This window comes from Streptomyces sp. NPDC005576, from assembly GCF_042871745.1.
Lineage (GTDB): Bacteria > Actinomycetota > Actinomycetes > Streptomycetales > Streptomycetaceae > Streptomyces.
In genome coordinates this window covers 194,368-220,126 of record NZ_JBIAJC010000014.1, presented here as the reverse complement: position 1 = coordinate 220,126, position 25,759 = coordinate 194,368, and the positions used below count along the sequence as shown (strand labels likewise).

Sequence of the window (25,759 nt, the reverse complement as noted above, 5' to 3'; positions counted from 1 at the left end):
GTCACGATCGGCTCACCGAGCGGGTGATGCCCGCCGCGATCGTCGTCGCGAGCAGCCACCCGGTCACGATCAGCGCGTACGAGAGCCACTGGTGCCAGCCCTGCGGATCGAACGCCTTCTCCTGTCCGAAGTCGACGATGGGCAGCAGCAGATCCGCCGTGTAGAAGAGCGGATTGAAGTCCGGGGCCTCGTCCGCCTTCAGCGCGGCGGGGTGGTGAACGCCGAACACGACCGAGCCGATCAGGAGCAGCGAGGCGAGCCAGGCCGCCGCGCGGGCCGGCCGGAAGCCGTAGCCCACGGTCACGTCCTGGAGGCGTCCCCACACCCTGCCGTACGCGGGAAGCGTCGCCCGGTGCCGTCGCTCCTTCGCCAACTGCACCGTACGGGCCGCGTCGTCGTCGCCGACCTGCCGGTAGGAGGCGGTCAACTGCTCGTACACGTACGGTACGTAGCCGTCCTGATCCCGCTCCAGCAGTGGCAGTCGGCGGAGGGCCGGCAGGTGAGGGAGGAGGGTACTGAACGTCAGGCCCTCCAACTGGACCTCGTCAGGCCAGACACCGGGGTCGGCATGGATCAAGTCGATCCGGGCGCGGCGCAGGTTTACGCGCCCCTCCACCCGGGCCGCTTCGCGCAGCCAGAATTCGCCGATCACGGCACTGCTGGCGCGCAACGCCGTCCCTCCGGGGTGGGCGAACGACGCATACGCGAGGTTCAGCTGCCCGGGCACCCGGGCGCCGCGCAGGTTGACCAGACCCCGCGCCCGCAGTCGCATGGCATGCAGATCGGTTCCCACGCTCAGCGTCTCGGCATGCAGTGCGGTCCCGCCAGGGTTCACCAGACGCGCGTCGTTGAGCACGATCTGGCCCGTCACGACGGCCCCGGCGAGCCGGGTCTCGCCGTGCACCACCAGGCCGGGCATCCAGAGGTCGTCCCCGGCCGTGATGTGGTTCATCTCCAGGGCGGCTCCGTCGGCGGGCGCGGTGGATCCGTCGGCGTGCACCCCGATCCGTGTCCCGTCGAGGAAGACCGCCTGCTCCACCCGGCTACCGCCCAGACGCACCTGTCCGGGAATCCGGCAGTCGGTGAGCCGCAGCGCCCCGTGCACCCGGAGCGTCGAGGCGTCCAGTCCGGGGAGCACCGACTCGCTGAGGTTGAGCTGCCGCACCTCGGCCCCGTAGAGGTGCGGCACCCCTTCGAAGTGGCAGCCGGCCAGGAGGACGGCGCACTCGGCGACGGCGTACCGGATGTCGAGTTCACCCGTGATCCGCGCGCCCACGATCCGCAAGGCCGGTATCTCGCCGTCCTCCCGCGCCCCGGCCAGCAGCACTTTCCGGAGCACCGCGGCCCGCACGGTCCGCTCCGGCCCCCACCCGGCGCCGGCCTCCGGGTCGTCCTCGGCCGCGTCGCCGGTACGGAAGTCGACGGCCGCCCCGCGCGGATACGCGTCCACCACCCGGCGCTCGGCCGACGTGAGCTCGGTGATCTCCATCGGCCGAGACTCTGTCCGCACCGCGCGGGGGTGTCAACCCCGCACGGTGCGGAGCCAGGTGGCCTCGGGCGGAACGGGAGGCCCGCACGGGATGGGAAGGGTGCGCACGGGGGAGGGGACGGCCGGGAGAGGGGGCGGGCGACAATGGGCGCATGTCACGACGCACCATCCCCCGCCGGAAACCGCCCGTCCCCGCAGCCCCGCGCGTCACCCCGGACGCCCCCTGCCCCTGCGGCCTGCCCGCTTCCTACGGCGCGTGCTGCGGCCGGTACCACGCGGGCCCGTCCTCCGCGCCCACCTGTGAGGCCCTGATGCGGTCGAGGTACGCGGCCTTCGCCGTGCAGGACGCCGCGTATCTGCTGCGTACCTGGCATCCCGCGACCCGGCCGTCCGTCGTCGAGTTCGACCCGGGTACGCGCTGGGACCGGCTGGAGATCCTGGAGACGACCGAGGGCAGTGCGTTCCACACCACGGGCACCGTCACCTTCCGCGCCCACTTCACCGAAGGAGGACGGCCCGGCAGCATGTACGAGCGGAGCACCTTCGTCCGCCACGAGGGCGCCTGGGTGTACGAGGACGGCACCTTCCCCGAGTGACTACGGCGGCCCCTTCCGGACAGCGGCCCCTTCCCGCACGCGCCGCAATATCCGCACGCGCCGTACGGGGCGCGTTCAGACCCCCGTACCGACCGGGGTGGGGGCGTCGCTCCGGCGGGCCGGGGCGAGTTCCGCCGTCAGGTCCTCCGCGAGCAGCTGCTTGGCGATGACGTCGACCGCGGCCCGAAGTCGCTGGTCGTCCGGCCGGGCGCCGTCCTCCGCCAGCCGGTCGTTGAGCCATGCCGCCCAGGCGGAGGAGATCGTCGCGGCCTCCCGACGGCCCGCCGCGGTGTGCTGGAAGAGCCGCCCGTCGCCGGTCAGGTAGCCCTCGTCGACCATCCTGCCGAAGACCGGCACCAGGACCTCCGGGGGCAGCCGGTGGCGGGTCGCGATCAGCCCGAGACCGGCGTGCCCGACCATCCGCGTGAAGAGGTCGACCTGCATGACGGCCCAGGCGCCCGCCATGTCCAGCCGGGTGTCGGACGCGGCGACGATCCGCCGGGCCGCGTCCGGGCCGGCGCCCTGGAGGATCTTGGCCACCGCGAACTCCAGGACCCGGTCCGCGTTGCCGGCGGTCGGCCGGGCGAAGCCCTCGCCCATGTCGGTCGAACCGGCCCGTGCCGAGTCCCGCAGCTTGACCTCCTTCAGGAAGAGCGCCACCACGAATCCGATCAGCGCCACCGGCACCGTCCAGAGGAAGACCGTGTGGATGGTGTCCGCGTACGCCTGCGCGAGCGGGGCGGACTGCGCGGCGGGCAGGGCGTGCAGGGTCACCGGATTCTGCGCGGCGGTGCTGAGCGTGGCGGGATCGCCGCCCGCCCGCGCGGCCTCGGCCACGCCCTGTCGGAGGTTCGGCTCCAGCGAGTTGGCGTAGATCGTGCCGAAGACCGCCGTGCCGAAGGAGCTGCCGAGGGTCCGGAAGAACGTCACACCGGAGGTGGCCGTACCGAGGTCCGCGTACTCCACCGTGTTCTGCACGGCGATCGTCAGGACCTGCATCGACAGCCCGATGCCGAGGCCCAGTACGAACATGTAGAGGGACTCCCACCACACTCCGCTGTCCGGGCCCATCAGGGACATCAGGTACAGGCCGGCGGCCATCACCAGCGAACCCACGATGGGGAAGATGCGGTACCGCCCGGTCTTGCTGACGGTGTTGCCGCTGAAGACCGAGGCGATCAGCAGACCGACGACCATCGGGAGCGTCCGGACGCCGGAGATCGTGGCCGAGTTCGCGTCCACGTACTGGAGGTACGTCGGCAGGAACGTCATGGCGCCGAGCATCGCGAAGCCGACGATGAAGCTCAGGATCGCGCAGACCGTGAAGACCGGGTTGTGGAAGAGCCGCATCGGCAGCATCGGTTCCTTGGCCCGGTTCTCCACCACGACGAAGAGGGCGAGCGCCACCAGTCCGCCGATGAAGAGGCCGATGATCATGGGGGAGCCCCAGGCGTACTCGTTCCCGCCCCAGCTCGTCCCGAGGATCAGCGCGCTGGCGCCGATCGCCACCAGCGCGATGCCCAGGTAGTCGATGACCGGACGGCCGGCCGCACGCACGGAGGGGATGTTCTTGGCCGCTGCGATGACCACCACGATCGCGATCGGCACGTTGATGTAGAACGCCCAGCGCCAGGTCAGGTGGTCGGTGAACAGGCCGCCCAGCAGCGGGCCCACGACCGTCGCCACCCCGAACACGGCACCGATCGCACCCTGGTACTTGCCCCGGTCGCGCAGCGGGATCACATCGGCGATCAGCGCCATCGACGTCACCATCAGCCCACCCGCGCCGATCCCCTGCACGCCGCGCCAGATGATCAGCAGCAGCATGTCGGAGGCCAGGCCGCAGAGGAACGAGCCGGTGATGAAGATGATCGCCGAAACCTGGAAGACGATCTTCCGCCCGAAGAGGTCACCGAACTTGCCGACCAGCACCGTGGCGACTGTCTCGGCGAGCAGATAGGCGGTGACCACCCAGGACATGTGGGCCGCGCCGCCGAGGTCCGAGACGATCGTGGGGAGCGCGGTGCCCACGATCGTCTGGTCCAGTGCGGCGAGCAGAATGCCGAGCACGATCGTCGCGAAGACGATGTTGCGGCGGCGAGGGTCGATGACGGGCGGCGCGGGGGTGCTCGGCGCCACCGGAGCGGTCTCGCTGCTGGCTGTGGTCACCTTCGCACCCTCACACCGGCACCGTCGCCCCGCATGCCGGACGGAGCCGGACGAGTCAGGCGAGGACCGCCGCCACCGACTCGGCCATCCGGCTCACGAACGCGTCCCGCAGCTCCCCGGACACCCGGTCGAGGGAGAGGAAGGGGTTGAGGTCCTCCAGCTCGACCAGGAGCAGGCCACCCGCCGCCGTCCGGCAGGCGTCCACGCGCTGGATGCCGTGGCTGAGGGTGTTCCACCCCACGAAGGTGCGGGCGAACTCCAGGTCCGCCGCGCCCGCCTCCCACGGCTCCAGCACCCAGCGCCGCTCCGGGTCGGGGGCGTACAGCGCGTACTGGAAGTCGTGGTCGACGAAGTAGAAGGACACCTCGTGGCGGAAGTCGATGCGCGGCTGCACCAGCAGGGTGCCGTCGTCGGCCGGATCCAGCTCGGGCCGGGACACGAAGCGCAGCCCCTCGGAGTCCGCGCCCAGCTTCGGCTTCACCACATACGACCGGGCCTCGGGCAGCAGCCCCAGATCGGCGGCCCGGTCCACGGTCGGAATCACCGGGAGACCGGCCCGGTCCATGTCGACGAGGTACTGCTTGCCCGCCATGTCACCCCGGCCGTCCAGCGCGTTGTACACCGGTATCGCCAGCTCCAGCGCCCGCCGCCGGAAGGCCTCGTACGCCACCGGGTAGTGCAGCACCGGGCCACTGTTGCGCACCACCACACCGTCGAAGCGGTCCAGCAGCGCCGCCGCGTCCCGGGGATGGCAGAGCGCGATGTCGAAGCGGGAGCGGAGACGCGAGGTGAGGAAGATGTCCTCGTCGCAGTAGCGCCTGCCGCGCGCCTCGTACGCCAGATCGGTGACGAAGAGGACGGACGGGCGGCGGGCGCCGGAGGCGGTGGTCATCGGTCTTCCCCAGGGGTGCCGGAAGCGGGTGGTCGGTCAATAGCCTGGACGCCGATGACCGTCCGTTCACGACCGAGGAGCATTCATGAACGCTGCCCCGCGCGAGCCGTACGCATCACCCGCGTCGCCACTGCCGGACATTCTCTCGCCCGCCTTCACCGCCGGCGCCCACGGGGCCCACCGGATCATGCGCGAGCGGGCCCCCGGCGTCGGCCAACTGCTGGACGCGATGCCCGACCTGCGCCTCGCGGAGGGGTTCACCCCCGTGGAGCCGGGCGTTTTCACCCGGGGGCCGGAGTCCCTGCCGGTGCGCTTCACCCCGGTCGTTTGACAGCCCCCGTGAGGTGGGCTCCGGTGGCGGGGCCGTGCCACCGGAGCCCGGCCCGTCAGCGGATGTGCAGCCCGGTGATCGCCCGCGCGATCACCAGGCGCTGGATCTCGCTGGTCCCTTCAAAAATGGTGTAGATCTTCGCGTCCCGGTACATCCGCTCCACCGGGTGCTCCCGGCTGTACCCCGCGCCACCCAGGATCTGTACGGCCTTCTCCGTGGCGGTGACCGCGAGTTCGCCCGCGCGCAGCTTCGACATGGAGCCCTGGCCGGCGTCGAAGGCGCGGTCGTTGCGGGCCATCCACGCGGCCTGCCAGATCAGCAGCCGTACCGCCTCGATCTCGGTACGGATGTCGGCCAGCGCGAACGCGATCGACTGGTTCTCCACGATCCTGCGGCCGAACGCCTCCCGCTGACCGGCGTACTCCAGGGCGTACTCGTACGCGGCGCGCGCGATGCCGAGCGCCTGGGCGCCGACGGTCGGGCGGCTGACCTCGAAGGTCGCCATCGCGGCCTGGCTCTTCGCCGTCTGCCCCTTAGCAGCCTGCCCCGTTGCCGTACGGCCCTCGCGGGCGCGGGCGAGGCGGGAGTCCAGCTTCTCTTTCCCGCCGAGCAGGCAGTGGCCGGGCACGCGCACGTCGTCCAGGAAGAGGTCGGCGGTGTGCGAGGCGCGCAGGCCGAGCTTCTTGATCGTGCGGCCCGCCTCCAGGCCGGCAGTGCCCGGCGGCACGATGAAGGCGGCCTGGCCCCGGGCGCCGAGCTCCGGGTCGACCGAGGCGACGACAACGTGGATCTCCGCGATGCCGCCGTTGGTGATCCATGCCTTCTGGCCGGAGAGCACCCACTCGTCCCTGGCCTCGTCGTACCGCGCCCGGGTGCGCATAGCCGAGACGTCGGAGCCGGCCTGGGGTTCGGAGACGCAGAACGCGGCCACCTTGGGGTCGTCCTCGTCGCCGTAGCACTGCGGGACCCACTCGGCGAGCTGGTCGGGGGTGCCGGAGGCGAAGATCCCGGCGACCGCGAGCGAGGTCCCGAAGAGCGCCATCCCGATGCCCGCGTCGCCCCAGAAGAGCTCCTCGTTGGCGATCTGGAGGGAGAGGCCGGTCGGGTCGCCGTACATGTCGGCGAGCGACTCGAATCCGTACAGCCCGATCCGGGCGGCCTCCCGGATGACGGGCCAGGGAGTCTCCTCCCGGGCATCCCACTCGGCCGCCGCCGGGCGCACCACGTCTGCGGCGAAGCCGTGCACCCAGTCGCGCAGATCCCGCTGTTCCTCGGTCAGAGCGAGGGAGAAGAAGCTCACCGGATCACGCCTTCGGGATGTCGAAGTAGCGGGTGAGGCCCGCCGCCAGACCGACGTCACCGGCGATCTTGAGCTTGCGCATCATGAACATGGTGATGGGATTGCCGTTGCCGGAGACCAGTTTGAGGAAGTCGGCGTCGCCCATCACCAGCGTGGTGCGGGGTTCGACCGTGGAACGGCCGTGTGTCACTGAGCAGTTGCCGTCGGCGATGGCCGTCTCGTAGACCTCGTCGGTCTCGCCGGTGATCTTCCAGCGGATCAGCGCCGTGACCCCTCCCGCCGCGTCCGGCCGGAACTGCTGGCGCATCCTGTCGAAGACCGCGCCGAGTATCCGGTCACGGAGTTCGCCGTGCATCACCTCGTCGAGCTGCTTGACGGACAGGCCCTTGACGATCCGGGCGAACTCCTCGGGCGAGACGGCCGAGAAGTCGAGCCGGGACAGCTCCTCGGTGAGCTCGCCGCTGCTGTGGTCGGCCACGCCGTTTCCTTACTCCGGAGTAAACTTACTTTTGAGTAAGGTAAGGCCGCCGTCGCGTGGTTCGCAAGCGGTCGGCGTCCGGGAGTGCGGAGGATGCGGCCGGAGGGCCTGTTCAGCGCCAGGGGCGCGGACGGACCGTCAGCCCGGGATGGTGGGCGGCGAGCACCTTGTTGGCGCGGGCGAGATCGGAGAGCGCCTGTTCACGGTCGGCCTGGTCCTCCACGCCGAGCGAAGGACCGCGAAACCGGCGGACCTCGCGCGCCGCGCAGTCGGCGTCGAACTCGGCCTGCAGCACGTGCGCCGGGACGCAGGCGCCGATCAGTGCGGCGACCCGGTCGGGAATCGGCACGGGAACGAGCAGGTGGGAGGCGGGCATGGGGGTTCCCTCTCGGTTGGTCGGCCAGGAGGCGCTACGGTCGTGGTCGCCCCGAAGGGCTCCCCCCGCGCCTCCCTGTGTACGGCACACGGGTCCGGGTTTCTCATCGGATACGTCTTGTTGCCGCAACCGTTTGGGACTGACCGGCTATTTCCCCTTACTGGGGGGTAAGTTGACTCGTCGCGTGCTGTGTGGTGGTCACCGCCGGGTGCCGCCATCTCCGCCGCGGGAGCGGAGGCGGAGCGCCCGGAGAACGGCCTCTGTGGAGAACCGCCGCTCCGGATCGACCAGTTGCTGGCCGAACAGCGACTCCAGGCTGCGCATGCGGTAACGGACGGTCTGCGGGTGGACGTCGAGCAGTTCGCCCATGTGGGCCGCGGTGCCCCGGGTGTCCAGCCAGATCCGGAGGGTCTCGATCAGCCGCTCCCTGCGGGTGGGGCTGAGGGCGGAGACCGGGGCCAGTTCGCGCTGGGAGAGCTGGTCCAGCAGGGCCGTGTCCGAGAGCAGCCACAGGGTGATGAGGTGGTCCTCGGCCAGGACGAGCGGGGCGTCGTCGATCACGCCGGTGTCCACCAGTTCGAGGAGCCTGCGGGCCCAGCGGATCGAGTCCGGGGCGTGGGACGGCGGGACGGTCAGACCGACCGCCGCGTGCGCGCCCAGCAGCGCGTGGTCGAGCATGCGTCTTCGCGCGTCGTCGATCGGGCCCGGGATGAGCATGTTGGGCTGAGGGTCCGTCAGGTCGGCCAGCACGTCCCGGTCCAGCGCGAGCCGGCCCAGATCGGGGGAGGGGCGCAACGCCACCAGCGTCACCTCCTCCGGCATGGTCCAGCCGGTCTGCTCGCAGAGTTCGGCGATAGCGCTGCGCGGTGCCGGGCGGCCCGTGAGGATCAGGTGCAGCAACCGGCGGCGCAATGTCTCGGCGTGGTCGTCGGTGGCGGCCCGTACCTCCAAGTACCCCTCGCGGGAGAGGGATTCGAGCTCGTCGACGTAGGTGAAGAGGGCGTCGGCGAAGGTCAGCATCATGGTGGGGGAGAGGTTGTAGCGCCGCCCCACCTTCTTCGCCCGCCGTAACGCGATCCGGGCGCCGAGCCGGTACGCCCCCTGGAGCTGGTCGAGGCCCCGTCCCTCGTACGCCTCGAACCGGCCGAACCGCCGGCACATCTCGTCCCTCAGCGGGGTGGGCGCGGAGGGCCGTGCGACCTGTTCGACGAAGACGGAGATGCTCTGTTCCATGCCGACCCGGATGCCCTCACCGTGCGGGCTGTCGAAGAGCCGGGCGTACTCCGGATAGGCGCGGGTGACCTCCAGGCCTATCTCCTTGATGAGGCTCGGGAGTTCGGGACGGACGATCGCGGCGAACTCCTGGGGCAGTGGTCCCAGAGGTTCCCCGAGGTCCGAGGGCTGCGAGACTGCCGGCATGTTCCGTTACCCCTTGCTCTCCCGTGCCCCGACGGCGGCGAGCAGGGGGAGAGCGCTCCCACATGCCGCCAGGTGCGTACCCAATGGAATCTTGAACATAGAGCACGTCCGAGCGCGTGGACACCGGTGCGACGGCAGGAAGTACGCGGGGGGAGTGTGCCGGTGGCGACTTTGAGCCATGGGCGAGCCGGAATCCGCCAGTCCCCTTCCTGGAGAGGTTTCGGACTCGTTCTCGCGGGCGAATCCCGCCGGCGCTCGCGCGACGGCACTCATGAGCCACAATTCCGCGGCGCTTCACCGGATAAAGAATGATCCAGCAGGCGTCGACTCGAATTCCCCGACGGCAGAACAAATTCTCCGGCACGGCGGTCGTCTGATCAATCATCGGTCAAGGGCACGCCGATGCCGCGACCGCATCCGGCCGAGGTCCCCCTGGCCGTCATCCCGCTCTGACATGGGAGGTTGTGAGCAACGAGAGCGCGGTGCGGGCCGCTGGGAGCAGGTGACACGATCTCGCGGAGAGCGTGTTTGCTCACTTCACGACAAAAATCGCTTGGCGTCCGGCTGGTGCTTGCTCGCCGTCCAATAAAAGACCGGCCGAAAAAAGCTCTTCCGGAATTTCTTCAGCAGGGCTGTTGCGGAGGAACGTTACCCGCCCGTAGCGTCATCGTCGAACGCAAGCGGTCGAGCGGTCCGTCAGGGCGGGCCGCCACTTCACACCACCCTTGTCCCCCCGGATTACCGCCTCTTTCCTGAGACGAGTATGTCCGGATCGGGATACTCTCCCCCGAAGGGAAACCATCGTGAACACCCTTGCACGTAGAGCCGCCGTCGTCCTCGCCGCCGGCGGCGCCGCCCTCGGCATGACCGTCTCGTCCGCTTCGGCCGGTGTTCAGGCACCGTGGACGGTCACCCCGTCCGGCGCCTACTCCGCAACCGCGTCCGGGCCGACGCTGAGCGTCCCGGCCGCCTCGCTCTACTGCACGTCCAGCACCGCGACGGGCAACCTCGCGTCGAGCACCACCAACACGGTCGGCACCATCGCCACGATCACCTTCACCGGCTGCAACCTGGCTGGGCTGCCCTTCACCGTGAAGATGAACGTCACGCCGTGGAACATCAACGCCACGTCCAAGAGTGGCAGCATCGTGACCGGCAACGTCAGCAACGTCTCGGCGAAGATCACCGGCACCGGCTGCACCGCGACCTTCGCGGGCACGGTCAACGGCACCTACAACAACACCACCTGGGTGCTGGGCCTGAACGGCACCGGCACACTCAAGGCCACGGCCGCGAACTGCCTCGGCCTCATCAACGTCAACGACCCGGCCGCCTTCACCGGCAACTACCTGGTGAACACCCACCCGGTGATCTCCTAGTACTTCCCCGGTACATGAGCCTCCGGGCCGACGGTGAGCAGCGACCCTGCCACCGTCGGCCCGGATCGTGCGTTCTGCGGTCGGCGGCGTGCGCGCCGGACCGGGCAGCACTTCACTATTTCAGCTGAAGACAGGACCAGGATGAGCGAGAAGACATTGGCGACCGCCTCGCGGCGATCCGTGCGTCTGGCATCCGTCGCGGCTGTCGCCACCCTCGCCGGACTGCTGAGCGGTCCGGGGTCGGCGGCCGACGACGTGGACGCCAGTGCCGTGGTGACGTATGACTGCGATCTGCCTTCCGGCGGAGTGCAGGTGCCGTTGGAGGTGCGGGGGACATTTCCGGCCACCGGCGAGGTGGATGTGCCGATGTCACCCGTGGGCGTGAGCATGACGGCCGACGTCGTGGCCGCCGATCTCGCTCCGCTGCTGCCGGAAGGAGCCACCGAGGTCGTCAGTACAGTGACGCTCGACGTGGACGTGGTGCAGAACGACCAGACGGCCCAGACGCAGTGGGCCCAGTTCGTCGCGCCCGCCACGCCGCTGGCCGGCGACGAGAACGGGAAGGTCCGTCTCGCGCACACGGGCGAGGTCCCCTCGGTCACTGTGAGCGCGGCCGGGGACGTCACCCTGATCGCGGGCGGACTGACCCTCGAGCTGAGTACCTCGGCCGTCGAGGGCGAGGAGACACCCGCCGATCCGGTGACCCTGACCTGCGACCGTTCCGAGGGTGACACGGGCATTCTGACGACGGTCCAGGTCCCGGACGCGGGCACGCCGGAGACACCGGACCCAGGTGGGGAGACCGACCCCGGGGAAGGCGGCGGCGAGGATCCGGGCGACCCGGGGGAGGAGCCGCCGCTGCCCCCCGTCGACACGTCCTGCCCCGACGTCGTGCCGCAGGGAGAGATGGACACCAGCGACGTCCCGCCGATGCCCCCGGGCGCACCGCCTTGGATGCTCGATCTGCCCGGCCAGAGAGTCTGTGGATACGCGGTGGGGCTCGCCACCATCAGGAAACTGAACGGGTCCGTGATCGTCAACGATCCGGCGAAGGAGCCCGCGTTGATCTCCGCCCTTGCCAACAAGCGGGCCACGAATCGCCCGCCCACGGCGGAAGGCGGTCAGTACACCGTGTTCAACTCGATCGCCCGTCTCGACCTGCCCGATGCCGAGTCGACGTTCCTGGCATTCGGATTCCAGCCCGTCTCCGCCAAGGTGGCGTTCGACACCGGGCCCCTCACCGTCTCCACCGGGCAGCTGGCCACGGACCTCTTGCATGTCACCCCGTTCGCGGTAGCCAGTTTCCAGCAGTCCATGCGGCTGTACGACGTGAAGGTGAACGGCGTACCGCTCGATGTGGGTCCCGCCTGCCGGACCGCGCACCCCTACAAGGTGGTGCTCCGCGGTGACTTCACGAGCGGAAACCCGTACCTGAACGTATTGGACGGCGGACCGCTCAACGGCACCGTGGACCTCCCGGCCTTCTCCGGTTGCGGAACCGGCGGTGAAGATCTGGACGCGTTGTTCACCGCGTCGATATCCGGCCCGGGAAACACCATCGCGATGAACCAGGCCAACATGTGCGTCCCGGACGCAGACCTGGAGGTCAGAAACTGCCCGCCGAGGCTCCCCGCCCTGCCGGGCAGCCCCACCCCCACAGCTGACTGATCCACACAAGGAGATCTGCACTCGTGAGAAGACGGAAGAGAAGCACCGGCATGCTCGTGGCCTCGCTGTCCGTGGCGATGGCGCTGACGGCGATTTCGGCGTCGGCGACGAGCCGGTCCTCCTACGTGGTGACTCCGGGTGGCGCGTTTTCGGGGCACTCGGACGGGACTCTGAGTTGGCCCATGATGGCGCTGTACTGCTCCGCGACCGACGTGGCCGGTTCCCTCGTCCCGAATCCCCCGGGGAGTGTGATCGGTACGGTGAACACCGTGGCGATCGGCGGCTGTAATCTCGCCGGCCTCACCTTCACCTTCACCCTGACGTCGGGCGCCCGGCCGCTCAGTGCGACAGGGGCGGTGGCCGGTCGGCCCCACTGGGTCGGCGTCTCCGTGAGCGGGCTGGCCTTCCGCATGACGGGAATCGGCTGCACGGCGAGCTTCGGGGGCAACCTGAGCGGTCACTACGAGAACGACACCGGGCGTCTGGTCATCGACGGTTCCACCATGAAGGTGAGCGCCGCCAACTGCCTGGGCCTGCTCCAGGCGGGCGATCCGACCCACCTCGATGCCGGATACGCCATCTCCCCGCACCAGACCATCCAGGTCTCGTAACGGGAGGACACGTACGACAGTGGGGCCACCCTCGATTCGAGGGTGGCCCCACTGTCGTACGTGCATGCGGGGAGGGTCAGGGCTGCCCGGATCGGATCGGACCGGTCCGGACCCGGCCCGGCCCGGCCCGGTCCGGACGAAGGACCTGAGGGCCTTCCGTCCGGTCAGGCCGGGCTCGGGCGACCCGGTGCCCCGATCCGGACGAATGGCCCTACTTCACGGCCGAGTGCCAATACCGGGCGAGGTCCTTGCCGGCGTTCGGCGCGGCGGCGCCCGGGTCGTTGATGGTGACGACGTTCGTCTGCGCGTTGGTCAGCGTCAGGCTGTTGGTGCCCGCGGCGGCGGGCAGGCCCGTCTTGAGGTTGACGGCCCAGTTGAGCAGCCCGAGACCACAGCCGTTGGCGCCGGGGGCGGCGAAGGTGGTGTCCGACTGCGTGGCTCCCGCGAGCTGGATGCGGCCCAGTACGCCCTCGGGGTTGTCGGAGCCGTCTCCGTTGAACTGGAAGGAGCCGACCGTGGGCAGGGTCGCGTTCTTCGGGCGCAGCAGGATGGGGGCGGACGAGCTGCCGATGTAGCACTTGTCGCCGAGCAGCGGGTTGGTCAGGTGGATGCGGACCGGCAGGGTGATGATCGGCGTGGTGGTGCCGAGGCCGGCCAGGAGCTGGAAGTCCGAGGGGTTGTTGACGGACTCGATGGTGGCGGTCACCCGGTTGAGGTTGACGTCGGCGAGGCTGTTGCAGATGCCGGTGATCACGAAGATGTCGCTGGGGCACATCAGGCCGAGGAGGCCTCCGGGAATGTCGGCGGGCGCGGCGACCAGCGCGCCGCCGGCGGGGGAGACCGCCGTCGAGGTGTTGTTGGGGTGGGTCACCACGCCGAGCTGGAGGTCGCTCGCACCGAACGGCACCACGGTGTTGCCGAGCTTGATGGTGCCGCTCGCGGAGTGCGAGGAGACGCAGACCGCGGTGTCCGTGTCGCCGTCGGCGGCCAGCATGGCGGGCGCGTCGACCGGGCAGCGGGTGAAGGACGCCCAGTTGCCGTTGAGGCTCGTGGCGGCCGTGGCGGACCCCATGGACGCGACGGCGCCCAGGGCAGTGAGTCCGGCCAGCAGTCCCATGCGCGTCCGGTTCGATGTGGCTCTCATGTCATCCCCTTTGACGGCAGCCGCCGTACGGACGGCGGCATGCGCGGAGTTGCTCGGAAAGCGCCCCGGAACGGGCGCCGAGAACGGGCGTTGCGTCCGCCGAGGGAAGCGGCTCCGGCGGCGACGAGAATGGCGACGGTGAAATGAGCGCTGAATCGGTTTGCTCTGCTCCCGAGTGGCTCCGCTCTTATCACCGAGCCGTGACGTTACTGGCGGGTCACACCCGTGCACAATGGCAGCGTTTGACAATCCTCGAAGGTGGCCCTGTTCTCGTTCTCAGGTGAGTGCTGATTCGGCCATTCTTGTCAGATGGTGAGTGGGGGGCGTCCCCGGGGAAATACGGAGTCCGGGTCTCCGCTTGTAGGTGCCGGTCGGCCGGCATGAACCGCGCGGTCCGGGTGTGACGTGCGCGGATGTCGTCGGGTGCGGCTCGGTGAGCGGGAGAAACTGTCACCGGCGGACAATCCCGAGGGCGGTTCTGCTCAATTTCTGAGCAGAAATCAAGGGCCTCAGGCTTACCTGGGAAAACTTGGACAGCGTGTATTGCCTGCCAGGTTACTCGCCCGTAGCCTCGCCCCGTGAGCACCCGGCCGACACCGCGGGTCTCCGCCTTCACGTGCGGGATCGGAAAACCGGGGCGGCTCGTCGCAGCGGACTTCCGTCCCGAGAGCCCGCCGTCCCGCCACCCCCTGCGGCCCGGACTCTCACCCCGGGAGCCTCCACGGCTCCGGCCCCACCCGGGTCAGAGCCTCCCGCCTGCACCGACCGTGGTGAGTACGCAACAAAGAACAAGTCAGCCGCCGGAAGTTGTCACTCGATGACAAGTGTGCCGATCTTTGGCCCCTTGGCCGTCCGAGGGCTTGTCCTGGCGGTGCTGGTGAACTTAACGTGCGCCCCGCGGCGCATTTCTGTCACTTCGTGAGTGCATGCAGGAGGTGGGATGGGAATCGAAGTCGTTGTCGAAGGCCTTACCAAGTCTTTCGGCAAACAGAACATCTGGCAGGACGTGTCACTCACGCTTCCCGCCGGTGAGGTCAGCGTCATGCTCGGGCCGTCGGGCACCGGGAAGACCGTGTTCCTGAAATCCATCATCGGGCTTCTCAAGCCCGAACGGGGACGCGTCCTCATCAACGGTGTCGACATGGTGAACAGCCCCGAGCGGGACATCTACGAGACCCGCAAACTCTTCGGTCTCATGTTCCAGGACGGCGCACTCTTCGGCTCGATGTCCCTCTTCGACAACATCGCGTTCCCGCTGCGCGAGCACACGCGCAAGTCGGAGTCCGAGATCCGCCGCATCGTCATGGAGCGCATCGACATCGTCGGCCTCCTCGGGGCCGAGGGCAAGCTGCCCGGGGAGATCTCCGGCGGCATGCGCAAGCGGGCCGGCCTCGCGCGCGCCCTGGTCCTGGACCCGCAGATCATCCTCTGCGACGAGCCGGACTCCGGCCTCGACCCGGTGCGCACCGCCTACCTCTCGCAGTTGCTGATCGACCTCAACGCGCAGATCGACGCGACGATGCTGATCGTGACGCACAACCTCGACATCGCGGCCACCGTCCCCGACAACATGGGGATGCTCTTCAGCCGCAACCTTGTCACCTTCGGTCCGCGTGAGGTCCTGCTCACCAGCGAGCTGCCGGTGGTCTCCCAGTTCCTCGCCGGGCGCCGGCACGGACCCATCGGCATGTCCGAGGAGAAGGACGCCGCCCTGCTCGCCGCGGAAGCCTCCGACGGCCACGGCGGCTACGCGGACCAGGGCCCGCGCGGTGTCGTCCCGCAGCTCGAACCCTCGCCGGGGATGCCCGTACGGCAGGGCGCGCTGCGCCGCCGCGAGCGGGTCGCCGCGATGATGCACCAGCTGCCGGTCGCCGCCCAGCACGCCATCCTGCGCAGCCAGACCCCGGCCGCCGGCGGTGCGCGCCCGTGACCGCCGAGATACCGGTGCGGCCGGCCGAGCCGCCCCAGAAGCCGCCGCCCGCGCCGACGCGTCCCGTACCCGTACAGCGGCAGCCGACCCCGCTGCTCGCCCCGCTGCGGGAGACCGGGAAGCTCTTCGCCCTAGGGATCGCGGTGACCCGGGCGGTCTTCCGGCGGCCCTTCCAGGCGCGGGAGTTCATCGAGCAGTTCTGGTTCATCGCGAGCGTCACCATCCTGCCCGCCGCGCTCGTCTCCATCCCGTTCGGCGCGGTCATCGCCCTCCAGGTCGGCTCGCTCACCCAGCAGCTCGGCGCCCAGTCCTTCACCGGCGGCGCCAGCGTCCTCGCGATCATCCAGCAGGCCAGCCCGCTGATCGTCGCGCTGCTCATCGCGGGCGCCGGCGGCTCCGCCATCTGCGCCGACCTCGGCTCCCGCAAGATCCGCGAGGAACTCGACGCGATGGAGGTCATGGGCGTCTCGCCCGTACAGCGCCTCGTCGTCCCGCGCGTACTGGCGACCATGTTCGTCGCCCTGCTGCTCAACGGCCTGGTCTCCGTCGTCGGCACCCTCGGCGGCTACTTCTTCAACGTGATCATGCAGGACGGCACCCCCGGTGCCTACCTCGCCAGCTTCTCCGCACTCGCCCAGCTCCCCGACCTCTGGATCAGCGAGTTCAAGGCCGTCATCTTCGGCTTCCTCGCCGGCATCGTCGCCGCCTACCGGGGCCTGAACCCGCGCGGCGGCCCCAAGGGCGTCGGCGACGCGGTGAACCAGTCCGTCGTCATCACCTTCATGCTGCTGTTCTTCGTGAACATGGTCCTCACGGCGGTCTACCTCCAGATCGTCCCCGCGAAGGGGGGCTGACCGATGTCCATGCTCAGCTGGCTCGACCGCTCAGGTGATCAACTCACCTTCTACGTACGTGCGCTGATCTGGATCCCGCGCACACTGCGCCGCTACACCAAGGAGGTGCAACGCCTCCTCGCGGAAGTCGCCTTCGGCAGCGGCGGCCTCGGTGTCATCGGCGGCACCATCGGCGTGATGATCGCGATGACGCTCTTCACCGGGACCGTCGTCGGCCTCCAGGGGTACGCCGCCCTCAACCAGATCGGCACCTCCGCCTTCACCGGCTTCATCTCCGCCTACTTCAACACCCGTGAGATCGCGCCCCTGGTGGCCGGACTCGCGCTCTCCGCCACCGTCGGCGCCGGCTTCACCGCCCAGCTCGGCGCGATGCGGATCAACGAGGAGGTCGACGCGCTGGAGGCGATGGGGGTGCGCTCGATGCCCTACCTCGTCACCACCCGGATCATCGCGGGCGTCGTCGCCATCATCCCGCTCTACGCGATCGGGCTGCTCTCCTCGTACGTCGCCTCCCGCTACATCACCGTCCTCTTCAACGGCCAGTCCGAGGGCACCTACGACCACTACTTCAACCTCTTCCTCTCCCCGGACGACGTGCTGCTCTCCGTCCTCAAGGTGCTGATCTTCAGCGTGCTGGTGATCCTCGCCCACTGCTACTACGGCTTCCGCGCCGAAGGCGGCCCCGCCGGGGTCGGCATCGCGGTGGGCCGCTCGGTGCGCAACGCGATCGTGCTGATCAGCGTCACCGACTTCTTCCTCTCGCTCGCCATCTGGGGCGCCACGACGACCGTGAAGGTGGCCGGCTGATGAACGCGCAGACGGTACGCCGCAGAGCCGCCGGGGTCACCTTCCTGCTGGTGCCCGCCGTCCTGGTGTGGGTCTCGGTCTCGGTGTACCAGAAGGACTTCCAGGACGACGCCACCGTGACCGTACGCACCGGCTCGGTCGGCAACGAGATGCACGACAACGCCGACGTGAAGCTGCGCGGCGTCGTCGTCGGCCAGGTCCGCTCCATCGCGGCGGACGGCGACGGAGCCCGGCTCACCCTCGCCATCGACCCGGAGAAGCTCCACCAGGTCCCCGCCGACGTCACCGCCCAGATGCTCCCCACCACGCTCTTCGGCGAACGGTTCGTCGCCCTCGTACCGCCGCCGGTGCCCTCCGGCGAGCCGATGCGAGCCGGGGCGGTGATCCCGCAGGACCGCTCCAGCAACGCCATCGAACTGGAGCAGGTGCTCGACAACGTCCTGCCCCTCCTCACCGCCGTGAAGCCGGAGAAGCTCTCCGCCACCCTCACGGCCGTCTCCCAGGCGCTCGAGGGACGCGGCGAGAAGCTCGGCGACACTCTCGTCACCCTGGACGCCCACCTCAAGAAGCTCAACCCGCAGCTCCCTACGCTCAACCGGGACATCCAGCACCTGGTGAAGGTCAGCTCGGTCTACGCGGACGCGGCGCCGGACGTCGTCGACGCGCTCACCGACTTCACCACCACCAGCGGCACCATCGCCGACCAGCAGGCCGAACTCGCGGGCCTCTACGGCACGACCACCTCCGCGGCCCAGGACGTCACGGCCTTCCTGCGGAAGAACAAGGAGAACCTCATCCGGCTCTCCGCCTCCGGCCGTCCCACCCTGGAAGTCCTCGCGAAGTACGCCGACGAGTACCCCTGCACCCTGCGCACCATGGCCGGCATGGTGCCCGCCATGGACAAGGCGCTCGGCAAGGGCACCGACGAGCCCGGCCTCCACGTCACCCTCAAGACCGTCCCCTCGAAGGGCAAGTACGTCGCCGGCCGGGACACCCCGCGCTACACGGCCACCGGCGGCCCGCACTGCTACACCGTGCCGTACCTGGGAACCACCGCGCCCACCGCCGTCGCCCGGGTGGCCGCCGACGACAGCGGGCCGGCCGCCGCCGACACCACCGGAGCCGCCGGATCCACCGACGCGGCCCCCGGCGAACGCTCCCTGGGCATCGCCAACTCCCCCGAGGAGAGCGAGCTCGTCAACGAACTCGTCGCTCCCACACTGAAAGTCCAGCCGCAGGATCTGCCCGACTGGAGCAGCGTGCTCATCGGTCCGGCCTTCCGCGGTGCGGAGGTGAAGCTCAAGTGAAGCGCCGCTCCCTCGCGGGACCCCTCACGAAATCGATCATCTTCGTCCTCGTGACGACATTGGCGACCACCGTGCTCGCGCTCTCCATCGCCAACACCGGCGTGGGGGACACGACGTCGTACAAGGCCCGGTTCACCGACGCCACCGGACTCGTCGTCGGTGACAGCGTCCGCATCGCCGGGGTCAAGGTCGGCCAGGTCGAGTCCATCGGCGTCGCCGACCGCAGGGTCGCCGAGGTCCGCTTCGCGGTCCGCAAGGGCCGTACGCTCCCCGCCTCGGTCACCGCGTCCATCAAGTACCTCAACATGGTCGGCCAGCGCTACATCGACCTCGACCAGGGTGCCGGGCCCGTCGGCCAGACGTTCGCGGCCGGAGAGACCATCCCGCTCGCCCGCACCACCCCCGCGCTCGACCTGACCCAGCTCTTCAACGGCTTCCAGCCGCTCTTCGAGGGCCTCTCGCCGCCCGACGTCAACGAGCTGGCCGGCTCCATCGTCCAAGTGCTCCAGGGCGAGGGCGGCACCGTCGACAGCATCCTCGAACACGTCGGCTCGCTCACCACGACCGTCGCGGCCAAGGACAAGGTCATCGGCGAGGTGATCAAGAACCTCAACGAGGTACTGAAGACGGTCAACGACCGCGAGGCGGGATTCACCGAACTGGTCGACACCCTGCAGCAGTTGGTCACCGGATTCGCCGGGGACCGCCAGCCGCTCGGCGAAGCCGTCACCGCGATGGGCGCCCTCACCACGGTCACCGCCGACCTGTTCGAGGACGGCCGCAAGCCCCTCAAGGACAGCATCAAGCAGGTCGGCAGGCTCTCCGGCCAACTGGACCAGGCCACACCGGAGATCGAGAACTTCCTGGCGAAGACCCCGGCCAAGATGGAGGCGATCACCCGCCTCACCTCCTACGGATCGTGGATGAACCTCTACCTCTGCGAGGCCAAGGTCTCCGGGGTCACCACCAGCGACGGCAGCGCCCCGCCCACCGGCATCGCAATCACCGAACCGAGGTGCCTGGCGTGAACATCACCCCCATCAGGGAACGCAACCCCGTCGCCGTGTCCGTCGCAGGACTGGTCGTCCTGGGCCTCGTCGGGTTCGCCGCCTTCCACGCCGACGCGCTGCCGCTCATCGGCGGCGGTACGACCTACACGGCCGACTTCTCCGAGTCCGCCGGGCTCACCGACGGTGACGAGGTCCGCATCGCCGGGGTGAAGGTGGGCGAGGTCACCGACGTCGCGCTCGACGGTGCCAAGGTCAAGGTCAGTTTCCGGGTGAAGGACGCCTGGATCGGCGACTCCAGTACCGTCGGCATCGCCATCAAGACGCTGCTCGGCGACAAGTACCTCGCCGTCGACCCGCTGGGGACCACCTCCCAGGACCCGTCCCGGCGCATCGGGGCCGACCGCACCACCTCTCCGTACGACGTCACCCAGGCGTTCAACGGGCTCGGCGAGACCATCGACGAGATCGACACCGACCAGCTCGCCCAGAGCTTCGACGCGATCTCCGACACCTTCAAGGACTCCCCGGCCCACGTCCGCAGCGCCGCCGACGGCCTGTCCGCCCTCTCCCGCACGGTCTCCGCGCGCGACGCCGAACTCGCCACCCTGCTCAAGGCGAGCAAGCAGCTCACCCGGACCCTCTCCACCAAGGAGAGCTCCTTCGAGACGCTGCTGAAGGACGGCAACCTCCTGCTGGGCGAGATCCAGGCCCGCCGGGACTCCATCCACCTGCTGCTCACCGGGACCAAGAACCTCGGTATCCAGCTCACCGGCGTCGTCCAGGACAACAACAAGCAGCTGAAGCCCACCCTGGACGCGCTCGGCAGGGTCACCGCCGTCCTGGTGAAGAACGAGGACAGCCTCAACAAGGTGCTCTCGATGGCCGGCGACTACAACCGGCTCGTCGGCAACACCCTCGGCAACGGCCGCTGGTTCGACAACTACGTCTGCGGGGTCGTGCCCAGGAACTACCTGCCGGCCGACGCGACCCCGACGACCGGATGCATGCCGCCCAAACAGGAAGGGGGCAGCTGAAGATGAGACTCACGCGCGTCATCGGCATCGGCGCGGGACTCGCGGTCGTGGCCGTCGCGGCCACCTCCGGAGTGATGGCCCTCGACCAGGAGGGCGCCACGACCGTCACCGCGTACTTCGACCGGGCCACCGGCGTCTACCCGGGCTCCGACCTGCGCATCCTCGGGGTCAAGGTGGGCACCGTCACCTCCGTCGAACCGCAGGGCAAGGAAGTACGGGTCACCCTCCGCGTCGACAAGGACGTCAAGGTCCCCGAAGGGGCGCACGCGGTGCTCGTCGCCCCCAGCCTCGTCGCCGACCGGTACATCCAGCTCGCGCCCGCCTACGACGGCGGTGCCACCCTCGCCGACGGCGCGGTGCTCCCCGCCGACGGCAACGCCGCGCCCGTCGAGGTCGACCAGCTCTACGCGTCCATCACCGAACTCTCCACCGCGCTCGGCCCGGACGGCGCCAACGCGAACGGAGCGCTGGCCCGGCTCCTGGACACCGGGGCCAAGAACCTCGACGGCAACGGCAAGGCCATCGGCGACTCCATCGCGGAGTTCGGCAAGGCGACGAAGACCCTGGACAAGAGCAGCACGGACCTCTTCGACACCCTGTCCTACCTCCAGTCCTTCACCACCATGCTCAAGGAGAACGACGGCGAAGTGCGTTCGGCGGAGCAGCAGTTGAATTCCGTCACCGGATTCCTCGCCGAGGACAAGGAGAACCTCAGCGCCGCCCTGGCCGAACTGGGCACCGCCCTCGGGCAGGTGAAGACCTTCATCGAGGACAACCGCGAAGCGCTCAAGACCAACGTCGACGCGCTCGTGCCGCTCACCCAGATCCTCGTCGACCAACGGGCCTCGCTCGCCGAGTCGCTGGACACCCTCCCGCTCACGGCCGGCAACCTCGTCAACGCGTACGACCCGGTCAACCGGACCCTCGACGGGCGGGCCGACCTCAACGAGCTGAGCATGAGCGGCTACTTCCCCGACGTGACGGCGTCCGGCACCACGGCGTCCGGCTCCACCACGGCAGGTACCACGACGACCGGCAGCGGCACCGCGACCGGCCTGAGCGGACTCGCCGCGGTGGACGCCACCCGCCAGGAGGAACTGCCCGTACTGCCGCTCCCCGCCGTCGGCACCGTCTACGGCACGCCCGAGAAGGCGGCCACCGGTACCGAAGAGAAGGAGGCCGGCCGATGAGCAGGGCCGCGCACGGCCCCAGGAACAGGGTGATCGCCGGGGCGGCCGGAGTGGCCGCACTGGGCGTCGCCCTCGTACTCGTGGTCACCCAGGTCGACACACCGTCCTTCGACGGGATCGAGCAGCTCCCGCTGCCCGGCGGCGCCGACCTCGGCGACCACCCGTACGAGATCACCGCCGAGTTCGCCGACGTACTCAGCCTCGCCCCCCAGTCCTCCGTCAAGGTCAACGACGTCGCGGTGGGCCGGGTGACCGACATCGCACTCGGCCGGGACGGCTGGACCGCCAAGGTCACCATGCGGATCAACGGGAGCGTCGACCTCCCCGCCAACGCCTTCGCCCGCCTCGAACAGTCCAGCCTCCTCGGCGAGAAGTTCGTCCAGCTCGCCCCGCCCACCGACGGCAGGGCCGAGGGCGCCCTCGCGAACGGCGACCGCATCCCGCTCGTCCGCACCAACCGCAACCCCGAGGTCGAAGAGGTCCTCGGCGCGCTCTCCCTGCTCCTCAACGGTGGCGGCGTGAGCCAGCTCAAGACCATCACCACCGAGCTGAACAAGGCGCTCACCGGGCAGCAGCCGGAGATCCGGTCGATGCTCCAGCGGGTCGACACCCTCGTCACCGACCTCGACGACCACAAGGAGGACATCACCCAGGCCCTCGACGGCGTCAACCGGCTCTCCGCCACCCTCGCCACCCGCAAGCAGGACGTCGGCACCGTCCTCACCGGCCTCAGCCCCGGCCTCAAGGTCCTGGAGGACCAGCGCGGCCAGCTGCTGACCATGCTGCGCTCGCTCGACACCCTCTCCGCCGTCGCCGTCGACACGATCAACAAGAGCAAGGCCGACATGATCGCCGACCTCAAGGCCCTCGCGCCCACCCTCCAGGCGCTCGCCGACTCCGGCGACGCGCTCCCCGACTCCCTCCAGGTGCTCGCCACCTACCCGTTCACGGACGAGGTGCTGCGCGGCGTCAAGGGCGACTACCTCAACGTCTACCTGGACATGACGGCCGCCCCCGGCAGCCAGATCATCCCGCCGTACGACCCCGACGCGCAGACCACCCCGACCACCCCGACGGCAGACCCGGCGTCCCTCGCCTCCCTGCCGCTGCCGCTCCCCTCCGTGACGGTCCCCGCGGCGTCCTCCAGGACGGCCCCCAAGACGTCCTCCGCGGCACCCTCCGAGCCGGGCACGGCGACGCCCTCGACCACGGGGAGCGACCGATGATCACCACGGCCATCCGCCTCAAGAACATCGCCTTCCTCGTGATCGCGGTACTGGTGCTCGCCTTCCTCGGCATCCGCTACGCCGACCTCGGCCGCTACATAGGGCTGCGCGACTACTACACCGTGACCGTGCAACTACCCCAGACCGGCGGGCTGTTCACTCACTCCAACGTCACCTACCGGGGCGTCTCCGTGGGCCGGGTCGGCCCCATCGAGCTGACCGACCAGGGCGTCGAGGCCCAGCTGCGCATCGACAACGACTCCCCGCCGATCCCCGACAGCCTCACCGCCGTGGTCGCCAACCTCTCGGCGGTCGGCGAAGAGTACGTCGACCTGCGCCCCACCCGCTCCACCGGCCCGTTCCTCGACAACGGATCGGTGATCGACCAGGCCGACACCACCATCCCCGCCCCGCCCACCGACGTCCTCGTCAGCGTCAACGACCTGGCGTCCTCGGTGGACCTGGAGTCGTTGCGCACCGTCGTCGACGAGTTCGGCACCGCGCTGGCCGGCCGGGGCGAGGACCTCCAGGTCCTCCTGGACACCGGCAGCGAGTTCGTCGACGCGGCCGACAAGGCACTCCCCGTCAACACCAAGCTGATGCAGGACGGCGAGACGGTGCTGCGCACCCAGGCCGAACAGGGTGAGGCGCTGAAGGGCTTCGCTGACGGCGCGAAGGATCTGGCGGCCGAGCTGAAGGGCTCCGACAGCGACCTGCGCCGGCTGATCGCCGCCACTCCCGGCGCCGCGACCCAGCTCAGCGCGCTCATGCGCGACCTCGACCCGAGCTTCGGCGTGGTGGTCGCGAACCTGCTCACCACCTCCGAAGTCGCCGTCACCCGCCAGCGCGGCATCGAGGAACTGCTCGTCAAGCTGCCGGCCGTGGCCGCCGCCGGGGCGAGTGTCGTCGACGAGGACGGCGCCCGGTTCGGCATGGCCGTCACCTTCTTCGAACCCCTGCCCTGCACCGCCGGATACGGCGACACCGTCCACCGCAACGGCCTCGACACCACCAAGGGCCCCGCGGTCAACACCGGGGCACGCTGCACCGCGTCCCCCGGCACCGGCATCAACGTCCGCGGCTCGGGCAACGCCCCGAAGGGCGGCGCGGTCCCCGACCCGGTGAAGCCGGGCACGACCCTGACCGGTTCCACGGCGGACACGATCCTCCCCGGCGCACTCTTCTCCGGCTCCGTCGCCTCCACCCCTTCCAGCGGGTCGTCCACCACCATGGCCGGGCTGCTCGGACTGGGGGCAGGAGCATGAGCGCGCGGGCGAAGACCCTCACCGGCTGGGCGGTCCTTCTCGCCGCCGTGCTCCTCTGCGCGCTGGGCGGCTGGTCGTACGCCGCGGCACGGGGCGACGGCTCCCTCGCGTACGCCAAGAGCAGGGACGCCGCGCTCGCCGCCGGCCGGAGCCAGCTGGCCCGGCTGAACAGCATGGACGGCACCGACGCCGCCCGGATCGACGCCGGGCTCGACGGCTGGCTGCGGGTCACCGCCGGGCCCCTCCACGACCAGCTGAAGAGCACCCGCGCCACGGACGCCGGCGCGTTCCGGACCGCGGGCACCAGCGCCAAGGGCACGGTCACCGACGCGGCGCTCACCGCCCTGGACGAACGCGGCGGAACGGCGGAACTGATCGCCACCGTCGATGTGCTGGTGACCCCGCGCACCGGCGAGGCCGGCACCGAACGCAAACGGTTCGAGGCCGCCCTGGAGCGCACGGGCGACGGCTGGAAGGTCAGGGCACTCACCGCGATCCCGGTCGGAGCGGCCACATGAGCGCGGCCCGGACGGACGCGGCGACCACGCACGACAGCGGAGAGGCGGCGGCGGTGAGGGTGACCGGCCAGGACGTGGAGGAACGGGAGGAGGGCGCCGCAGAGGCGCCCACCCCCACCGGGGAGAACACGCGCCCGGAGAAAGCGCTCCCGAAGGACGCCCCTGCGGAGGACGGCGCTGCGGAGGAGGCGGCGTCCGGGGTGACCGGCCGCTTCACCCGGTGGCGTCGAGTCCTCGCCGGCGCCCTGGCTCTCCTGCTGATCGCCGCCGGAGCAGCGCTCTTCGTGCGCGGGCAGCAGATCAGGGACACCCCCGCCTCCGCCAACCGGGCGCTGACCGACACGGCCGCGACCGACCGCGTCACCGCCGACGTCAGCAGCGCCCTCACGACGGTCTTCTCGTACGCGCCGGACACCACCGCCGCCACGAAGGCCGCCGCCCGACGGCTGCTGACGGGGCCGGCGCTCAAGCAGTACGCGGCGCTCTTCGGGCAGGTCGAGAAGCAGGCGGCCGACCAGGAGCTGACGCTCACCACCCACGTCGTGCGAGCCGGTGTCACCCGGCTCACCGGCGACAGCGCCCATCTGCTGGTCTTCCTGGACCAGGTGTACGAGCGCGAGGGCAAGGCGGCCACCTCGGCCCCCGCCCAGCTCTCCGTCACCGCCCACCGGCAGCACGGCGTCTGGCAGATCGTCGACATCACCTCCAGGTGACGAGGCACAGCGACACGGTGCCGGCCCGCACGGGGGCCGGCCGGGGAGAGGCA

At 69.9% G+C, this 25,759-nt stretch carries 23 protein-coding genes and 1 pseudogene; 16 read left to right on the top strand and 8 right to left on the bottom strand.

Annotated features, from left to right (window positions below):
* Position 1 precedes the first annotated feature (1 nt).
* Entirely contained in the window at positions 2–1,489 is a 1,488-nt protein-coding gene (locus ACFYPN_RS25250) for a membrane-associated oxidoreductase (RefSeq protein ID WP_389301210.1), read from the bottom strand.
* 152 nt (positions 1,490–1,641) lie between these two features.
* On the opposite strand from ACFYPN_RS25250, the gene ACFYPN_RS25245 reads away from it, so the two are divergent.
* The gene (locus ACFYPN_RS25245; RefSeq protein WP_389301207.1) at positions 1,642–2,085 is read left to right on the top strand and encodes a YchJ family protein; all 444 of its coding nucleotides are present in this window, start codon (positions 1,642–1,644) and stop codon (positions 2,083–2,085) included.
* Positions 2,086–2,160: 75 nt separating this feature from the next.
* Here ACFYPN_RS25245 and ACFYPN_RS25240 read toward each other — a convergent pair whose 3' ends face one another.
* Both ACFYPN_RS25240 and ACFYPN_RS25235 read right to left on the bottom strand, forming a co-directional pair.
* Positions 2,161–4,254, bottom strand: a complete 2,094-nt coding sequence (locus tag ACFYPN_RS25240) for an MDR family MFS transporter (protein WP_358763964.1) — start codon at positions 4,252–4,254, stop codon at positions 2,161–2,163.
* A 55-nt stretch (positions 4,255–4,309) separates the two neighbouring features.
* A complete protein-coding gene (locus tag ACFYPN_RS25235; protein ID WP_389301204.1) occupies positions 4,310–5,146 on the bottom strand; it encodes a hypothetical protein in 837 nt (278 codons plus the stop codon).
* 199 nt (positions 5,147–5,345) lie between these two features.
* On the opposite strand from ACFYPN_RS25235, the pseudogene ACFYPN_RS25230 reads away from it, so the two are divergent.
* A pseudogene (locus ACFYPN_RS25230) lies at positions 5,346–5,477 on the top strand (cytochrome P450); the annotation flags it as partial.
* A 55-nt stretch (positions 5,478–5,532) separates the two neighbouring features.
* On the opposite strand, the gene ACFYPN_RS25225 reads toward ACFYPN_RS25230, so the two are convergent.
* The 4 genes from ACFYPN_RS25225 to ACFYPN_RS25210 form a co-directional block, all read right to left on the bottom strand.
* Positions 5,533–6,777: an acyl-CoA dehydrogenase family protein gene (locus tag ACFYPN_RS25225; protein WP_389301201.1), complete on the bottom strand. Its 1,245-nt coding sequence runs from the start codon at positions 6,775–6,777 to the stop codon at positions 5,533–5,535.
* Between the two features lie 4 nt (positions 6,778–6,781).
* On the bottom strand, positions 6,782–7,255 hold the full coding sequence (locus ACFYPN_RS25220; protein ID WP_389301199.1) for an SCP2 sterol-binding domain-containing protein: 474 nt from the start codon (positions 7,253–7,255) through the stop codon (positions 6,782–6,784).
* A 112-nt stretch (positions 7,256–7,367) separates the two neighbouring features.
* Positions 7,368–7,631: a hypothetical protein gene (locus tag ACFYPN_RS25215; protein ID WP_358763972.1), complete on the bottom strand. Its 264-nt coding sequence runs from the start codon at positions 7,629–7,631 to the stop codon at positions 7,368–7,370.
* 198 nt (positions 7,632–7,829) lie between these two features.
* Positions 7,830–9,050 carry a helix-turn-helix domain-containing protein gene (locus tag ACFYPN_RS25210; RefSeq protein ID WP_358763973.1) on the bottom strand — a complete coding sequence of 407 codons (1,221 nt, stop codon included), beginning with the start codon at positions 9,048–9,050 and terminating at the stop codon, positions 7,830–7,832.
* A gap of 803 nt (positions 9,051–9,853) precedes the next feature.
* On the opposite strand from ACFYPN_RS25210, the gene ACFYPN_RS25205 reads away from it, so the two are divergent.
* From ACFYPN_RS25205 to ACFYPN_RS25195, 3 genes are all read left to right on the top strand, one after another.
* Positions 9,854–10,429 (top strand): hypothetical protein, encoded by a 576-nt coding sequence (locus ACFYPN_RS25205; protein ID WP_358763975.1) that lies wholly within the window; start codon positions 9,854–9,856, stop codon positions 10,427–10,429.
* Between the two features lie 141 nt (positions 10,430–10,570).
* Complete coding sequence (locus tag ACFYPN_RS25200; protein ID WP_389301195.1) at positions 10,571–12,097, top strand: DUF6801 domain-containing protein; 1,527 nt, start codon at positions 10,571–10,573, stop codon at positions 12,095–12,097.
* A 23-nt stretch (positions 12,098–12,120) separates the two neighbouring features.
* Positions 12,121–12,708, top strand: a complete 588-nt coding sequence (locus tag ACFYPN_RS25195; protein WP_358763979.1) for a hypothetical protein — start codon at positions 12,121–12,123, stop codon at positions 12,706–12,708.
* Positions 12,709–12,919: 211 nt separating this feature from the next.
* On the opposite strand, the gene ACFYPN_RS25190 is transcribed toward ACFYPN_RS25195, so the two are convergent.
* Positions 12,920–13,852: a hypothetical protein gene (locus ACFYPN_RS25190; protein ID WP_358763659.1), complete on the bottom strand. Its 933-nt coding sequence runs from the start codon at positions 13,850–13,852 to the stop codon at positions 12,920–12,922.
* 940 nt (positions 13,853–14,792) lie between these two features.
* Between ACFYPN_RS25190 and ACFYPN_RS25185 the strand changes: the two genes are divergently transcribed.
* Genes ACFYPN_RS25185 through ACFYPN_RS25135 form a run of 11 tightly spaced genes read left to right on the top strand, consistent with a single transcriptional unit; the run spans position 14,793 to position 25,706 of the window.
* Positions 14,793–15,782, top strand: a complete 990-nt coding sequence (locus ACFYPN_RS25185; protein ID WP_358763660.1) for an ATP-binding cassette domain-containing protein — start codon at positions 14,793–14,795, stop codon at positions 15,780–15,782.
* Complete coding sequence (locus tag ACFYPN_RS25180) at positions 15,779–16,636, top strand: ABC transporter permease (RefSeq protein WP_358763662.1); 858 nt, start codon at positions 15,779–15,781, stop codon at positions 16,634–16,636. The genes ACFYPN_RS25185 and ACFYPN_RS25180 overlap by 4 nt, the downstream gene beginning before the upstream one ends.
* A gap of 3 nt (positions 16,637–16,639) precedes the next feature.
* Positions 16,640–17,443, top strand: a complete 804-nt coding sequence (locus ACFYPN_RS25175; RefSeq protein ID WP_275490995.1) for an ABC transporter permease — start codon at positions 16,640–16,642, stop codon at positions 17,441–17,443.
* Positions 17,443–18,750 carry an MCE family protein gene (locus ACFYPN_RS25170; protein ID WP_389301190.1) on the top strand — a complete coding sequence of 436 codons (1,308 nt, stop codon included), beginning with the start codon at positions 17,443–17,445 and terminating at the stop codon, positions 18,748–18,750. The genes ACFYPN_RS25175 and ACFYPN_RS25170 overlap by 1 nt, the downstream gene beginning before the upstream one ends.
* Positions 18,747–19,778 (top strand): MCE family protein, encoded by a 1,032-nt coding sequence (locus ACFYPN_RS25165; protein ID WP_358763667.1) that lies wholly within the window; start codon positions 18,747–18,749, stop codon positions 19,776–19,778. The genes ACFYPN_RS25170 and ACFYPN_RS25165 overlap by 4 nt, the downstream gene beginning before the upstream one ends.
* Positions 19,775–20,794, top strand: a complete 1,020-nt coding sequence (locus tag ACFYPN_RS25160) for an MCE family protein (protein WP_389301188.1) — start codon at positions 19,775–19,777, stop codon at positions 20,792–20,794. The genes ACFYPN_RS25165 and ACFYPN_RS25160 overlap by 4 nt, the downstream gene beginning before the upstream one ends.
* Positions 20,795–20,796: 2 nt before the next feature.
* Entirely contained in the window at positions 20,797–21,984 is a 1,188-nt protein-coding gene (locus ACFYPN_RS25155; protein WP_389301185.1) for an MCE family protein, read from the top strand.
* On the top strand, positions 21,981–23,210 hold the full coding sequence (locus ACFYPN_RS25150) for an MCE family protein (protein WP_389301183.1): 1,230 nt from the start codon (positions 21,981–21,983) through the stop codon (positions 23,208–23,210). Before ACFYPN_RS25155 ends, ACFYPN_RS25150 begins: the two co-directional genes overlap by 4 nt.
* On the top strand, positions 23,207–24,475 hold the full coding sequence (locus tag ACFYPN_RS25145) for an MCE family protein (protein WP_389301180.1): 1,269 nt from the start codon (positions 23,207–23,209) through the stop codon (positions 24,473–24,475). Before ACFYPN_RS25150 ends, ACFYPN_RS25145 begins: the two co-directional genes overlap by 4 nt.
* The gene (locus tag ACFYPN_RS25140; RefSeq protein WP_389301178.1) at positions 24,472–24,993 is read left to right on the top strand and encodes a hypothetical protein; all 522 of its coding nucleotides are present in this window, start codon (positions 24,472–24,474) and stop codon (positions 24,991–24,993) included. The genes ACFYPN_RS25145 and ACFYPN_RS25140 overlap by 4 nt, the downstream gene beginning before the upstream one ends.
* The gene (locus tag ACFYPN_RS25135; protein WP_389301175.1) at positions 24,990–25,706 is read left to right on the top strand and encodes a hypothetical protein; all 717 of its coding nucleotides are present in this window, start codon (positions 24,990–24,992) and stop codon (positions 25,704–25,706) included. Before ACFYPN_RS25140 ends, ACFYPN_RS25135 begins: the two co-directional genes overlap by 4 nt.
* Positions 25,707–25,759: the final 53 nt, after the last annotated feature.

Excerpts from the sequence above, each read along its gene's own strand:
- ACFYPN_RS25250 (WP_389301210.1), bottom strand. The coding sequence starts at position 1,489 with ATGGAGATCACCGAGCTCACGTCGGCCGAGCGCCGGGTGGTGGACGCG.
- ACFYPN_RS25245 (WP_389301207.1), top strand. The coding sequence starts at position 1,642 with ATGTCACGACGCACCATCCCCCGCCGGAAACCGCCCGTCCCCGCAGCC.
- ACFYPN_RS25235 (WP_389301204.1), bottom strand. The coding sequence starts at position 5,146 with ATGACCACCGCCTCCGGCGCCCGCCGCCCGTCCGTCCTCTTCGTCACC.
- ACFYPN_RS25215 (WP_358763972.1), bottom strand. The coding sequence starts at position 7,631 with ATGCCCGCCTCCCACCTGCTCGTTCCCGTGCCGATTCCCGACCGGGTC.
- ACFYPN_RS25210 (WP_358763973.1), bottom strand. The coding sequence starts at position 9,050 with ATGCCGGCAGTCTCGCAGCCCTCGGACCTCGGGGAACCTCTGGGACCA.
- ACFYPN_RS25200 (WP_389301195.1), top strand. The coding sequence starts at position 10,571 with ATGAGCGAGAAGACATTGGCGACCGCCTCGCGGCGATCCGTGCGTCTG.
- ACFYPN_RS25190 (WP_358763659.1), bottom strand. The coding sequence starts at position 13,852 with ATGAGAGCCACATCGAACCGGACGCGCATGGGACTGCTGGCCGGACTC.
- ACFYPN_RS25185 (WP_358763660.1), top strand. The coding sequence starts at position 14,793 with ATGGGAATCGAAGTCGTTGTCGAAGGCCTTACCAAGTCTTTCGGCAAA.
- ACFYPN_RS25175 (WP_275490995.1), top strand. The coding sequence starts at position 16,640 with ATGTCCATGCTCAGCTGGCTCGACCGCTCAGGTGATCAACTCACCTTC.
- ACFYPN_RS25170 (WP_389301190.1), top strand. The coding sequence starts at position 17,443 with ATGAACGCGCAGACGGTACGCCGCAGAGCCGCCGGGGTCACCTTCCTG.
- ACFYPN_RS25155 (WP_389301185.1), top strand. The coding sequence starts at position 20,797 with ATGAGACTCACGCGCGTCATCGGCATCGGCGCGGGACTCGCGGTCGTG.
- ACFYPN_RS25150 (WP_389301183.1), top strand. The coding sequence starts at position 21,981 with ATGAGCAGGGCCGCGCACGGCCCCAGGAACAGGGTGATCGCCGGGGCG.
- ACFYPN_RS25145 (WP_389301180.1), top strand. The coding sequence starts at position 23,207 with ATGATCACCACGGCCATCCGCCTCAAGAACATCGCCTTCCTCGTGATC.
- ACFYPN_RS25140 (WP_389301178.1), top strand. The coding sequence starts at position 24,472 with ATGAGCGCGCGGGCGAAGACCCTCACCGGCTGGGCGGTCCTTCTCGCC.
- ACFYPN_RS25135 (WP_389301175.1), top strand. The coding sequence starts at position 24,990 with ATGAGCGCGGCCCGGACGGACGCGGCGACCACGCACGACAGCGGAGAG.